The organism is Paenibacillus sp. HJGM_3 (assembly GCF_045062745.1).
Classification (GTDB): domain Bacteria; phylum Bacillota; class Bacilli; order Paenibacillales; family NBRC-103111; genus Paenibacillus_AA.
Genome location: NZ_JBJGED010000017.1, coordinates 13966 through 27228, shown reverse-complemented (window position 1 = coordinate 27228; position 13263 = coordinate 13966). Strand labels below are relative to the sequence as shown.

Annotated in this window: 10 protein-coding genes; 9 read left to right on the top strand and 1 reads right to left on the bottom strand. The window is 60.0% G+C overall.

The genetic code is table 11. From position 1 onward, the window contains the following. Positions 1 to 8: 8 nt before the first annotated feature. A complete protein-coding gene (locus tag ACI5FR_RS18760) occupies positions 9 to 1190 on the bottom strand; it encodes a S8 family peptidase (protein WP_405457050.1) in 1182 nt (393 codons plus the stop codon). A gap of 333 nt (positions 1191 to 1523) precedes the next feature. On the opposite strand from ACI5FR_RS18760, the gene ACI5FR_RS18755 reads away from it, so the two are divergent. The 9 genes from ACI5FR_RS18755 (at position 1524) to rpoE (ending at position 13193) form a co-directional block, all read left to right on the top strand. Continuing rightward, the gene (locus ACI5FR_RS18755) at positions 1524 to 2501 is read left to right on the top strand and encodes a LacI family DNA-binding transcriptional regulator (protein ID WP_405457048.1); all 978 of its coding nucleotides are present in this window, start codon (positions 1524 to 1526) and stop codon (positions 2499 to 2501) included. A gap of 249 nt (positions 2502 to 2750) precedes the next feature. Next, a complete protein-coding gene (locus ACI5FR_RS18750; RefSeq protein WP_405457045.1) occupies positions 2751 to 4079 on the top strand; it encodes an extracellular solute-binding protein in 1329 nt (442 codons plus the stop codon). 30 nt (positions 4080 to 4109) lie between these two features. Continuing rightward, a complete protein-coding gene (locus ACI5FR_RS18745; RefSeq protein ID WP_405457043.1) occupies positions 4110 to 4988 on the top strand; it encodes a carbohydrate ABC transporter permease in 879 nt (292 codons plus the stop codon). Continuing rightward, positions 4981 to 5811, top strand: a complete 831-nt coding sequence (locus ACI5FR_RS18740) for a carbohydrate ABC transporter permease (RefSeq protein WP_405457041.1) — start codon at positions 4981 to 4983, stop codon at positions 5809 to 5811. The genes ACI5FR_RS18745 and ACI5FR_RS18740 overlap by 8 nt, the downstream gene beginning before the upstream one ends. Before the next feature lie 26 nt (positions 5812 to 5837). Further along, a complete protein-coding gene (locus ACI5FR_RS18735) occupies positions 5838 to 7616 on the top strand; it encodes a right-handed parallel beta-helix repeat-containing protein (protein WP_405457039.1) in 1779 nt (592 codons plus the stop codon). 71 nt (positions 7617 to 7687) lie between these two features. Beyond that, positions 7688 to 9643: a right-handed parallel beta-helix repeat-containing protein gene (locus ACI5FR_RS18730; RefSeq protein WP_405457036.1), complete on the top strand. Its 1956-nt coding sequence runs from the start codon at positions 7688 to 7690 to the stop codon at positions 9641 to 9643. Between the two features lie 35 nt (positions 9644 to 9678). Beyond that, complete coding sequence (locus ACI5FR_RS18725) at positions 9679 to 10728, top strand: alpha/beta hydrolase family protein (protein WP_405457034.1); 1050 nt, start codon at positions 9679 to 9681, stop codon at positions 10726 to 10728. A gap of 61 nt (positions 10729 to 10789) precedes the next feature. Beyond that, positions 10790 to 12340, top strand: a complete 1551-nt coding sequence (locus ACI5FR_RS18720; RefSeq protein WP_405457032.1) for an FAD-dependent oxidoreductase — start codon at positions 10790 to 10792, stop codon at positions 12338 to 12340. Positions 12341 to 12584: 244 nt separating this feature from the next. Then, on the top strand, positions 12585 to 13193 hold the full coding sequence (gene rpoE / locus ACI5FR_RS18715) for a DNA-directed RNA polymerase subunit delta (RefSeq protein ID WP_405457029.1): 609 nt from the start codon (positions 12585 to 12587) through the stop codon (positions 13191 to 13193). Positions 13194 to 13263 lie beyond the last annotated feature (70 nt).

Genomic DNA, 13263 nt, shown 5'->3' with positions numbered 1-13263 from the left:
GCAAGGCGCTACGCAGACGGCCCCTTCAGCACGCGGAGCACGCGCACCGCGTCGATCTCGCCCGTGGCGCTGCTGGACTCCCTCGACGTCCTCAACCCGATCACGGGGTTGGACGTCTTGCGGAGCAGGGCCTTGATGTCCTTCGGGCTGAGGTCGGGCTTGAGCGTCAGCATAAGCGCGATCACGCCGCTCACATGCGACGTCGCCATCGACGTGCCGCTGAGCTCCATATACTTGCGCTGGAGCCATGTCGAGTGGATCTTGTCCCCCGGCGCATAAATATCGATAGAACGGCCCCGGTTACTGAACGGGGCTATTCGTTTGTTCCGGGTCGTCGCGCCGACCGAGATCGTCTGCACGAAGCGGGCGGGGTAGTCGATGTGCGAACGCCTGCCGTCGTTGCCCGAGGAGGCGACGATCGAGATGCCGGCCGTATAGGCTCCGCGTACCGCGTCGTGCAGCGACTTGCTGCGGTTGCGCATGCCGAAGCTCATGTTGATCAAGTGCATGCCGTTGCGCACGCACCAATCGATGCCTAGCACGATGTCCGAGACGAAGGCCGTGCCGTTGTGATCGAACGCCTTCACCGGGTGCACGATCGCCATGGGCGCGACACCGACGAGCCCGGTGTACGAGTTCGAGGCGGCGATCGTCCCCGAGATATGGGTGCCGTGGCCGTTGTCGTCCACGGGCAGGGAGCCCTTCTGCACGAGGTTGATGCCTCGAGCGATGCGGCCGCGCAGATCGGGGTGCATATAATCGATACCCGTGTCGATGACGCCGATCCGGATTCGATTGCCGCGGGCGTGGTTCCACGATTCGGGTGCCTTAATCTGCCGAACGCCCCACGGTACGGTGGGGGCCTCTTCCCGGTAGCCGCCGGGCGACTGCTGGGAGACGAGCCGGGCTTGCGGAGCGTGAACCTGGATCATGACATCTTCTTCGATATACCGGATGCCGGGATGGTAGGCGACCTCGTTCAAGCTGGGGAGGGTACAGGAAATCGCGTGAATCAGTTGAATCGGCTGGATGGCCGGGAACGGGCTGGCCGTAGGCTTGGAGCTATTCCAGTTGCGGATGAAGCGCTGATAGTCGGATGGGGTTTTGAAGTGAATGATATGTTTTTTGGCCGGTTCTGTAGAAGGGACCGGGGTTTCCTGCAGCAAGCGCAAAAGGGCCGCATCGTTCAACTTGAATTCCTCCCGGACGCGAGCAAATGGGTTCCATGCGCTATCATATGTACAGGGTCGAAAGCCCGACTGAGCGAAGTGCCTTTTTTCGCGGAAATGGGCATTTTCAAGTGTCATCGGGTATTCCGCCTCATAATATGGATGGAGAGTTCATTTCGGGCTCTTGGTATGGTGCAGGGTAGTGGACGGGAGTCCGTTCACTGTCCATGCGGGTACAGTCAACTGCGGGAGCCTTACGGGGCTCTCGTTTTTTTGTTGCGGGCACATAACGAACACGTGTAATATAAGAGAAGGGCAGGACGCCTCAGGAAGCGAAGAAAGGACCGGCAACCGATGAAAGTAACGATTAAAGATATAGCGAGAATGGCGGGAGTCACGCATCCTACGGTTTCCAAGGCATTGAATGGAGCGCCAGGGGTCAGCGAGGAGATCCGTCGCAAAATCGTAGATATCGCCGAGCGGCTGAACTACGTGCCCAACCTGGCGGCCAAGCGGCTGGCGGATCGCGACACCCACTCGATCGGGCTCATCTGGCCCAAGTCGGAAGGGTTGTTCTTCTACCATTTGTGCCGGGAAATTCAGAAGGAAGGCTTCGAGCTCGGGTTGAACGTCATGTTCTCGATGGCGGAGCCGCCGCAGGCGCTCAGGATGTTCAACGAGCATTTCATCAACCGGGTGCTGTTCTGGTGTCCGCCGAACTGGACGCCGACCGCGGAGTTTATGAAGCAGAAGGAGCGGTTTCAGGGCAGCATGCTGCTTATGGGCGGGGGCAAGCTGGAGGGAGCGCACCGGATCAGCGTGAACCGGCGGGGTGGAGCGCTGGAGGCCGTCAAGCATTTGGCCGCCCAGGGGCATAAGCGCATTTCGTTCGTCGGAGAGCGCAATGAGAAGTGGCAAGGCTTTATGCAAGGGGTACTGGAGCTCGGGCTCGTCTACGAGCCGGACGATATGATTATCGCGGAGGAAGGCGAACCGTTCGAGGAGTCCAAGGTGGAGGCGCTCCTGGCCCTCCCGGAACGCCCGACCGCATTCGTGGTAGACAGCCAGTCGTTCGCGTTCGCCCTGCTGAAGCTGCTGCGCAAGCACCGGGTGAGCATCCCGGAGCAGTTCTCGATGGTCGTATACGATGACATTCCGGAGATGGGGATGCTCGATATCCCGCTAACGACGGTCGGTCCCTCGATCCGCGAGCTGGCGGACATGGCGCTGCAGATGCTGACTCAGCCGGGAGAAGACCAAACCGTGTGGCACAATCGAGAGGTCAATTGCGAGCTGGCGCTCAGGGAATCCGTGAAGGTGCTACAAATATAAGAACACGTGTAATAAAAAGTATTGACGAAGCCCAAATCAATCGAATAAACTAATATCGGGACTCTAATATTTCAAATGGAATGCTGGGTCCCCTTTTTACATACTTTTACGAACACGTGTAACAACCAGCGCAATAGAGGGATTAAGGGGGAGGGAGCCGCAGAAACCAGGCATTTAGCACCTTTTGCCAGTCGTTTGTCCGAAGTACGATAGTCCCTAATGCCATTTCATTCTCAGGAGGTCAAATCAATGAAGAAGAAAGCAACCGTGCTGTCCGTTGTGATAGCGCTTACTGCGGCGGGCTGCTCGGCCAAGACCGAGAATGCGGCCACTCCCGCCCCCGGTGCCCAGTCGAGCGGCACTCCTGCCGCTACGGCCTCGGCTCCGCCGAAGGAAGTGGCCCTTAAGATCGGCCTGCCCGGCGGCTATGACATTACGAGCAAGAAGATTATCGACGGGTTCCAGGCCAAGTTCCCGCATATCAAGGTGGAGGTCGATGAGGCGCCATGGGGCGACTTCGTCGCGAAGATCGTCACCCGGATCGCCGGCAACAATCCGCCCGATGTGTGGCTGCAGGAGAATGCCGTCATCGCCGGCTACGGCAAGCGGGGCGTCGCCGAGAATCTCGAGCCTTACATCAAGCGCGATCTGAAGACGGACGACTACGCGAGCGCGCTGCTCGCCGCCAAGACGAGCGACGGCAAAGTGTTCGGCGTGCCGCATGGCATCAATGCCGGAGCCCTCGCGTTCAACAAGAAGCTGTTCCAGGATGCCGGAGTCCCGCTCCCTACGGACGACTGGACGTACACGGACATGATCGAGGCGGCCAAGAAGCTGACGAAGGATACGGACGGCGACGGCAAGACTGACATCTATGGCTTCCAGGCCGGCAACAACATTACGCTCGGCTGGTTGCCGTGGATGAAGTCGTATGGCGGCTCCGCGCTCGACGCGACTCAGACGAAGGCGATGTTCACCGATCCGAAGTCGATCGCCGGCTTGACCGCCTGGTCGGATACGATCAACAAGCTGAAGATCAGCCCGACCCGGGATCTCGCCAATACCGGCAAGCTGTTCGAGAACAGCAAGGCCGCGATGGTGTTCTTCCAATACTCCAGCCAAGTGTCTCTGAACAAGAGCAAGCCCGACCTCGATTGGGATACGGTCAAGATGCCGAAGGGCGTGGACGGCAAGCGGTTCGTGCCGATGGTCGTGAACCAGTGGGTCGTCTATTCGAAGGCGAAGCCGGAAGTGAAGGAAGCCGCTTGGACGTTCCTGAAGTACTACTTGAGCGACGAAGCCCAGACGTACTTGTCCGAGAGCGGCGCGAGTCTGCCGGTGAAGAAGACCGCCCTGGAAGCCGTCGAGAAGCTGACGTTCAAGCCGGTGAACAAGAAGGCATACACCCAAGGGATCCAGGAAGCCGGCCAGACGCTGGACGAGAACCCTTCCTGGAACGAATGGCGTGCGGCGGCCGGTCCGATCCTGGACGACATCATGGACGGCAAGCGCAAGCCGGAGGACGGCGTCAAGGAAATCCAGCAGAAGGTTCAGCAAATTCTCGACGATAACAAATAATTGTTTAGTCTTCATAAACGGGGTGTACGAATGCGCAAACAAGGCTGGTGGGGGTTCGCCTTCACCTTACCGTTTGTCCTGCAGCTGCTTATCTTCTTCCTCTTCCCGTTCGTTTTCTCGTTTTACTTGACGTTCACGAAGTGGGATTTATTCAACGCGCCGCAATGGATCGGGACGCGCAACTGGAGCCAATTTCTGCATAACAAGGCGTTCTGGCTCTCCCTGCGCAATGTCGGGTACTTCTCCGTCCTGTTCGTTCCGCTCCAGACGCTGGCGGCGCTTGTACTGGCTTATTTGCTCAATCAACAAATCGTGGGCAAGTCGCTGTTCCGCATGGTGTACTTCCTCCCGGTCATTACGCCATGGGTGGCCGGCGGGATGATCTGGCTGTGGATCTATAACTTCAACTACGGCATCCTGAACTGGTTCATCGGGCTGTTCGGCCTCGAGCCGGTCGAATGGGTGCGCAGCGGGCACTGGTGGCTCGTGATCGGCTCGATCGCCATCGTCAACGTCTGGAAGGGCGCGGGGTATTCCATGATTCTCATCCTGGCCGGCATGCAGAACATTTCCAAAGAAATGATGGAAGCGGCCCGGATCGATGGCGCCTCCGGCTGGGCGCTCTTCACCAAGATCACGGTGCCGATCGTCTCGCCGATGGTGTACATGGTCATGATTCTGTCTACGATCTCGGCGTTCCATGCGTTCGACGTGTTCCTCGTCATGCTGGGCGACGTCATGTCGGTTGCCGACCGGAACATGGTGCCGAACATTCTGATCTACCGGGATGCGTTCCTGAACTTCAAGATGGGCAGCGCCTCGGCGATGGCGTGGGGACTGTTCCTCATTATCCTGGTCATTACGCTGATCCAAAAATGGTCGGAGAAGAGGTGGGTGCACTATGACTAAACCAAGCGCTGCCCTGCTCTGGACCGCCTATCTCGTCCTCGGGATCGGCGCGGTGCTCATGCTCATCCCGTTCCTGTACATGATCTCCACGTCCTTGATGAAGCCGGGCAACGAGCTGACGCTGCCGCCCGAGCTGATTCCGGATCCGTTCCATTGGAGCAATTACAAGAACGTCTGGCTGGAGGTCAATTTTTTCCGGTATACGCTGAACAGCCTGTTCGTCACGGTGCTCGATCTGGTCGGTATGGTGTTCTCCTGCGCGCTGGTCGCGTATGGACTCGCGTTTTTCCAGTTCCGGGGGCGCAACCTGATTTTCCTGGCGATGCTCGGGACGATGATGCTGCCTTCGCAGATTACGATGATTCCGACTTATTTTATATGGAAAAACCTCGGCGCGCTTGACACCTACTATCCTTTGATTCTCAGAAGCTTTCTCGGCGGAGCGTTCGGGATTTTCCTGCTGCATCAGTTTTTCCGGACACTGCCCAAGGAGCTGTACGATGCCGCTTGGGTGGACGGAGCGAATCCGTGGCGCATCTTCTGCACAATCTACTTGCCGCTCGCGAAGCCGGCGCTGTCGGCCTTGGCCGTCTTCACGTTCATTAGTGCCTGGAACAACACCTTGGAGCCGCTTATTTATTTGCAAAGCAAGGACTTGTACACGCTGCCTCTCGGCCTCCTATTCCTGAAGAACGAAGTGAACAACCGGATGACGCTCATCATGGCGGGAGCGGTCATTACGATCATTCCGGTGCTGCTGGTGTTTCTGTTCGCGCAAAAATATTTCGTGCAAGGCGTAGCCTCGACGGGGCTGAAAGGGTAAGGAAAACGGTTGAAGGAGAGTGTCGCATGGGACCAAACGATGTGAACGATCCAACTCCACAGAACCTGCACCTAAGTAGAAGGAAAATGTTGACCGCCTTAGGCTCCATGGCTTGTGCCGGGTTGCTGCTGGGCGTATTGCCGAGGACGGCCTCAGCGACGGGACTGTCATTAATGGAAAGCAGAGGCGGGGCGACGGAACAGCCGGGCCCGGTCTCGATCTCCAGTCTCACGGCGAGCGGCGTCGACGACGGTTGGGCCAATGTGTTCGATTATGGGGTCGCCGGAGACGGGGTCACGGATGACACCGCGGCGTTCCAGGCCGCGGCGGCAACGGGGAAGGCCATGCTCGTGCCGAAGCCTGCCGTGTCGTATCGGCTGACCGGCTCTATCACGCTGACGAACTCCATCGTGGGAGTGGGGATGCCCGAGCTCTGGATGGACGGGGCTAACGGGTCGGCCGCTAAGCGCATGCTCCGGATCGAAGGCTATGCCGGCGGCGGATTGGCCGTGACGGGCCTGCATCTGAACGGCAAGTACACGGGCGGCTCGCTCGACGAGCAGTCCCATCTCGTGCGCATTGCCAATTCCAAGAACGTCCATGTTCAGGGCAACTGGCTCGACGCTCCCTATGGCGATTGTGTCTACATCGGTTCCGATTATGCCGCCCCGAGCGAGAATATCCATGTCGAAGGCAACGTGCTGAGCAATCCGCGGCGGTGCGCGGTCGCGGTCGTCTCCGGGAAGGCGGTGTGGATTCGCGGCAATTACATGTCCGATCCGTACCCTTACGTGGCTTGCATCGATCTGGAGCCGAACGCCTCCGCCACGGGCTCGGACGTGGTTGAGGATATCTGGATAGAGGGCAACGAGTTCTATAGCGAGATCTACTGGATCAATTCCTACAACCCGAATACGAGCTTCCGCAATACAAGAATTGGGATCGCGAACAATCGCGGACGCTCCCGCTACTTCTTTCGCTGCAACTCGGCTCCCGGCGATACCGAGAACGTCACGATCCGGGACAACGAATTTTACGGCTCCGTCTCCGATGCTCGGATGATCCTGGCCTCGAAGGTAGTGAGCGGTCTCGAGATCAGCGGGAACCGCGACTATGCGACGGGGGCCGCCGGTTGGTCGATTTCCTCGACGCTCGCGCCGGTCGTGCGGGACAACGTGATCGAGTCGAGCCGTGCCGTGGCCGTCACGTTCCAGAGCTGCGAGGCGGTTCAGTTCATCGGCAATCGCATCCGCAATGTCGGTTCGACTGACGGCGCCGTGCGCTTCGCCGGGACGACGGCCACGAGCCGCCACCTGATCGCCGGCAATCAGCTGCTGAACGGCACGGTCGGGTACTGGATCGGCGCGGTCGTCACGAACGCGCTGTTCGACGGCAACAGCACGGAGTGCTCGGGCAAGCACGTGCAGCTGGACGCGGCCGCCGCCGGGTCGGACTTGCGCATCACCGCGAACAACGTCTTCAGCGGCAGCGGGACGGTCGTCACGAACGCCGCCGCTCTGAGCCGATGGGCGGCTCCGGACGTCTACGCGAAGGGCGCCTTCGCCGGCTGGGGATTGGCCCCGCCGACGACCGGCGTCTGGAAGCGAGGCTCGGTGCTGCTGAACGCCCTGCCGGCGGCCGGGGCGCCGGCAGGCTGGTTCTGCGTAGGCGAAGCGACGGCGCCGGGAGAATGGGAGCCGTTCGGGAACGTCGGAGAAGCGTCTCTGACGCTGCGGGCGCCTAACGGTTCCCGGTATGCGGTCTCCGTCGACAATGCCGGCGTGTTGACCACTACTCTGCTTTAATTCTAGCAAGGATGTGCATTCGACTGCGATTCGTAAGGCGAACTCATTTTAAAAGAGAGAGGGAGATTAGGATGAAGCATGAGTTGGACACGCAGCATTCGGTGGAGACGGAAGGCAAGGGACCACAGTTGAGCCGCAGGAAGCTGCTCGCCTCGCTCGGGATTGCGGGGGCGGCGGCTGCCGCTACAGGCTTGATGCAGAGCGTAGGTCTGGGCGCGGCTTATGCCAACGCTGACACGACCGTGACGGGCTCGGTCTATGGTCCGGCGAATAACGGGCCGGATCATTGGAAGGACTTGCTCGGCCTGAACTATTGCCTTACGACGACGGTTGCGGAGCTGCGCCTGACGGCGGATCCGCTCGCAGACTATGGCTACTATGTACTCGACCAGGGGCAGGAAGGCTTGTTCCTCTACGATGCGACGGATACGGCGACGCCGGACAACACCGGCACCGTGCTCGTCTCCTCCAACGGCAAACGGTTCAAGCGGGTGTTGGGGGATACGATATTCGCTTCCTGGTTCGGGCCGAAGGGCGACGCGGTAACCCCGGATACGGCGGCACTTCAGGCCGCTCTGTATGCGGCGGCCGGCCGCAAGCTCTACATAGCCAGGCCGCAGGGGGCCTATTACTTGACGGGGCAGCTCTTCGTCCCGAGCAACATCGCGATCGAGCTGGAGCCGGGCACCGTGCTCCAGGCGGTCGATACGCTGCGGCGCACGGCGCCTTATGAACGGATGATTCGCATCAAGGATGCAAAGAATGTGACGCTGATCGGGAACGGCGCGGTGTTCCGCATGAACAAGGCTGCGTTTACGTCCGGCGAACAGGCCCATATTTTCGACATCAGCGGCTCGGAGAATGTGACGATCGAGAACGTCAGCGCCAATGACAGCGGCGGAGACGGCTTCTATATCGGGGCTTACGAGGCGGCAACGCCTTACAGCCGGAACATCGTCATCCGCAATTGCATCGCGAACAACAATCGCCGGCAAGGGATGTCGATCATATCCGTAGACGGGTTGTTGGTTGAAGGCTGCCGCTTCACGAATACGAAGGGGACGGCGCCTCAGAGCGGGGTCGATATCGAGCCGAACAGTGCGGTGGAGCTCATCCGAGGCATCCGCTTCGTGAATTGCGCGGCGGAAGGGAACACCGGCCGGGGCTTCCTCGTAACGCTGCTCAAGCCGACGGCCACTAGCGAGCGGGTGGACATCACCTTCGAGAACTGCCGGACCAAAGCGAACTCGTTCGGCTACTCCGTCAATTACGGCGGCGACGGGACGAAGGGCGTGCAGGGCGAGGTGAAGCTGATCGACTGCATCGCCGAGAACGAGCAGTATGCCGGGTTCTCCGACTTGTCGTGCTCGGCCGACAGCGTGAGGCGCTTGTACGTGCGATGCCGGGCGATCAATTGCAACACGGTCAACCAGCCGGAGGATCCTTATGGGTACGGGTCTTCGTTCATCGTCACGACGGTGCCGCAGCAAGTGAGGCTGTCGATCGGCAATGTCGCCTTCCTCGATTGCGAGTCTATCGATAGCCGCGCGGCTGGGTTGATTCGCCGGGGCTTCTCGCTGAAGCGCAATAAGACGGAAGTGATCAAGGACGTGGCGTTCACGAACTGCCGCGTGTCCGGAGGGACGAATCACTCCCTCTGCTACGTGGACCCGATCGCCGAGCAAGTCCAGACGGAGAGCCGGGTGCTGCCGGTTGCCTCTTATATCGCATCCGGAGACGTCAGTCCGAGCCACACGGGGCATAAAATTACGAATGCCGGCGCAGCGCAAAGCATCGTGCTGAAGCTGCCGGTGGCGAAAGCCGGCTATACCTACAGCTTCCTGGTGGACGCTCCCTTTGCGGTTACGGTGCAGCCGGCTGCAGGCGGTACGATCTTGAACCCGCTGGGCTCCGGCGCGGAATTGTCCGCTTCGGCACCGGGCAGCGCGATCAGCTTGCTCGGCCGGGCCGACGGGAGATGGGAGATCACAAATGCCGTCGGTACGTGGCTCGGAAGCGGAGCTTAATCCGAAGAGACCATCACGAAAAGGCGGAGGCAGGCATGTACGACATTTATGAAGATCGAATCCGCGAGGCGAAGACGCTTCTGCCGGAATTCACATCGCCTTACCAGGATTACCGCACGTATCCGTCTTCGGTCACCCCGGGGATCCGGCTTGGGCTTAATGTCATCAAGCCGTTGCGGCCCGGGTATATGCTCGTGCAGCTGCATGGCTGGCACATGAGCATGCCGAAGCCGCAGCGGCGCGAGGAGCCCGTCACGGACAACGACTACGTTCTTGTCCAGGTCGATATGCGCGGACGGGCGTTCTCCCAGGGCGATGCCGACTGCAACGGGTTGGAGCTGATGGACATCTATGACGCAGTGCAATTCGTGCGCGGAGCCTATCGGGAATGGCTGCTCGACCCGGCCGTCGTCTACTTGGAGGGCGGCAGCGGGGGAGGGGGCAACGTCCTGGCGGCGGTCAACAAGTTCCCGGACCTGTTCGCCGCCGCCTCGGCGCTGTACGGCATCTCCGATTATGCCGTTTGGTACGCGAACGACGAGCTTGGCGAATTCCGCGACGACATGGACGTCTGGATCGGCTGTACGCCGGAGCAGGACCCGGAGCGCTATATGGCGCGCAGCGGCCTGCACTTGGCGGAGAATCAGCGCACCCCGCTCTATATCGCACACGGGGACCGGGACGATCGGGTGCCGGTCGTCCAGAGCCGGCTGTACGTCGAGCAGATGAACCGGCTGGGACGCGCCGATCTCGTGCTCTATGACGACATGGAGGGCGTCGGCGGCTTCGGGCACGCGGACAACATAACCGAGGAGCAGCGCACCCGGCTCGAGACGAACAAGCGCGTCAACAAGGAGCGCCACCGGGTGCCCATCGAGATTGAGCGGCGGGGCAGCTTCGTCGTAGGCGGCTATCTGGTGACGAAGCCGTTCCGTGTCTGGCTTGGCGATGTCGACCGGCTGGCGCGCATCACGTATGATTTGGATTCCGCGCACTTCCATGTTCAGTCCGGCGCTCCGTATCCGTATGAGATCGTGCTCGCCGACGGCACCCGGCTGCACGGCACGGCGGAAGTGACCGGTTGAGCGATCACGATGATGCTCTAGCCTTTATAGCAATCACGCGCAGATAGGAGCGAATAAGAAGATGGCGGATTTCACGCAACTTTACTATTACAAGCCGGCTTCGCCCCACAACCGCCAGCCCGAGCTCATACAAGCGGATCTGGTGATCTACGGCGGCACGCCCGCCGGTATCGCCGCCGCCGTGCAGGCGAAGCGGATGGGGCTGCGCGCGGTCATCGCCGAATTCGGCCGCCATCTCGGCGGTATGACGGCCAGCGGGCTCGGCCGCACCGACATCGGCAACAAGACCGCCATCGGCGGCATCGCCCGCGAGTTCTATCGCGAGCTGGGCACGATCTACGGCGGCGAAGAGCCCGATGGCGCAGCGTGGGCGTTCGAGCCGCACGTGGCGGAGCGCATCTTCGCCGCCTGGATGGAGCGGGCCGAGGTGCCGGTTCGCTTCGAACAGCATTTGGCTCGCGTTGCCAAACAAGGCAACCGCATCGTGGAGATGGCGATGGAGGACGGAACGGTCTATCGGGGCGCCATGTTCCTGGATGCCACCTATGAGGGCGACCTGTTCGCCAAAGCCGGCGTCTCCTATACAGTAGGCCGGGAGTCCAACTCCGTGTATCGCGAAATCCTAAACGGCATTCAATTCGGGCATCCGAAGCACAACTTCACCGCCTGGGTCGATCCGTACATGTCGGAGGGCAAGCCGGATAGCGGGCTGCTGCCGGGCATCATGGACGTAGAGCCTGGCGTTCAGGGAGAAGGCGACCGGTCCGTGCAAGCGTACAACTTCCGGATCTGCCTGACGAATGTGGTCTCGAATCGGATCCCGTTCCCGGAGCCGCCGAACTATGAACCGTCGCAGTTCGAGCTGCTGCTTCGCTACATACGGGCCGGCGTGTGGGACGCGATGCAGCTGAACAAGCTCATGCCGCAAGGCAAGAGCGACCTGAACAACTGGGGCGGAGTGTCGACCGATCATATCGGAGCGAACCACGCTTGGCCGGAAGCGGATTACGTGACACGAGAGCGCATCTACCAGGACCATGTGCACTACAACATGGGCATGCTGTACTTCCTGGCGAACGACGAGCGCGTTCCGTCGGCGATCCGGGCGGCCGTGCGCCAGTGGGGGCTGCCGGCGGACGAGTTCCGGGCGACGGGCGGCTGGCCGCACCAGCTCTACGTGCGCGAGGGCCGGCGTCTCGTCTCCGATTATGTGATGACGGAGCGGCATTGCCGCCGCTTCGAGGTCGCCGGCGATTCGATCGGGCTCGCCGCCTATACGATGGATTCGCACAATTGCCGACGGCTTGTGCTGGACGGCCGCTGCATCAATGAAGGGAATGTCGAGATCAACCCGACCGGCCCCTACCCGATCTCGTACCGCTCCATCGTGCCGAAGGCCGACGAGTGCGCCAACCTGCTCGTCCCGGTCTGCCTGTCGGCCTCCCACATCGCTTACGGCTCGATCCGGATGGAGCCGGTGTTCATGGTGCTCGGCCAATCCGCCGCCACCGCCGCGGCTATCGCTCTGGAGCGAAGCTGCGGGCTCCAGGACGTAGACTATGGCGAGCTGCGCGACCGGCTGCTCCTGGACGGTCAAGTACTGCGGGCATAAGGGCTGCCGCGCCGTCCGGCTTTTATAGAAGAAACAGAACCCTCTTGAGGCTGTCTTCCCGGCAGTCTCTCTTTGTCTTCCGTTTCGCCCGTTCTGCGTGCCGATTCGGCCAATTGGTAATTTCAGCAGCCCAGTTGCATTTTTATATAAAATAGGTTTTACTTAATGAAGATATTGGGTATTTTAGAAAGATAGGCATTGCTATGCAGATTAAACGAATTGTCGAAGGGACGTGTGTAGCCCAATGAGCAGCGCGTATACGCTCAAAATCACTCCGGAACAAGCCCGGGAAATGCCGATGGTGGACCTTGCGTTCGAGGTGCTGAAGGCGTCCAATTCCCCGCTTTATTACCGGGACCTGATGCAAGAAATCGCGAAACTGAAAGAATTGACCGATGACGGAGTCATGAATGTAATTGCGCAATTATATACGGAAATTAATATCGACGGCCGCTTCGCCTGCGTGGGCACGAACCTGTGGGGCTTGAAGCGCTGGTATCCGGTGGATAAATCCGAGGACGGCGTGAACAACTCCAAGCATCCACGCATTATCAACGACGATGACGACGATGAGGAAGACTACTACGCCGAGGAAGAAGAGACGTACACCGAGGAAGAAGGCGAGTACGGCCGCATAGACGGCGAGCGCGGCGACTTCGAGGGTGACGAGGAAGACTTCTTCGAAGCCGAAGTGGATGAGGAAGCGATCGACGGCGAGGGCATCGACGAAGTCGTGGACGAAGAGATGGACGAGATCGAAGAAGGCGAAGAGGAAGACGGCGATTACGAAGATTCGGATGAAGACGAGGAAGATGGAGAAGGCTCGGACGACGACGACGAGGACGACAAATAATTCCGGACAATGGGTCGGGCGGTTTGCTTGACACACCTCACTCAAATGGGTAAACTATTCTCTGGGCTAC

Bases quoted from the DNA above. Each gene is read 5' to 3' on its own strand.
- ACI5FR_RS18755 (WP_405457048.1), top strand. From the start codon at position 1,524: ATGAAAGTAACGATTAAAGATATAGCGAGAATGGCGGGAGTCACGCAT.
- ACI5FR_RS18750 (WP_405457045.1), top strand. From the start codon at position 2,751: ATGAAGAAGAAAGCAACCGTGCTGTCCGTTGTGATAGCGCTTACTGCG.
- ACI5FR_RS18745 (WP_405457043.1), top strand. From the start codon at position 4,110: ATGCGCAAACAAGGCTGGTGGGGGTTCGCCTTCACCTTACCGTTTGTC.
- ACI5FR_RS18740 (WP_405457041.1), top strand. From the start codon at position 4,981: ATGACTAAACCAAGCGCTGCCCTGCTCTGGACCGCCTATCTCGTCCTC.
- ACI5FR_RS18735 (WP_405457039.1), top strand. From the start codon at position 5,838: ATGGGACCAAACGATGTGAACGATCCAACTCCACAGAACCTGCACCTA.
- ACI5FR_RS18730 (WP_405457036.1), top strand. From the start codon at position 7,688: ATGAAGCATGAGTTGGACACGCAGCATTCGGTGGAGACGGAAGGCAAG.
- ACI5FR_RS18725 (WP_405457034.1), top strand. From the start codon at position 9,679: ATGTACGACATTTATGAAGATCGAATCCGCGAGGCGAAGACGCTTCTG.
- ACI5FR_RS18720 (WP_405457032.1), top strand. From the start codon at position 10,790: ATGGCGGATTTCACGCAACTTTACTATTACAAGCCGGCTTCGCCCCAC.
- rpoE (WP_405457029.1), top strand. From the start codon at position 12,585: ATGAGCAGCGCGTATACGCTCAAAATCACTCCGGAACAAGCCCGGGAA.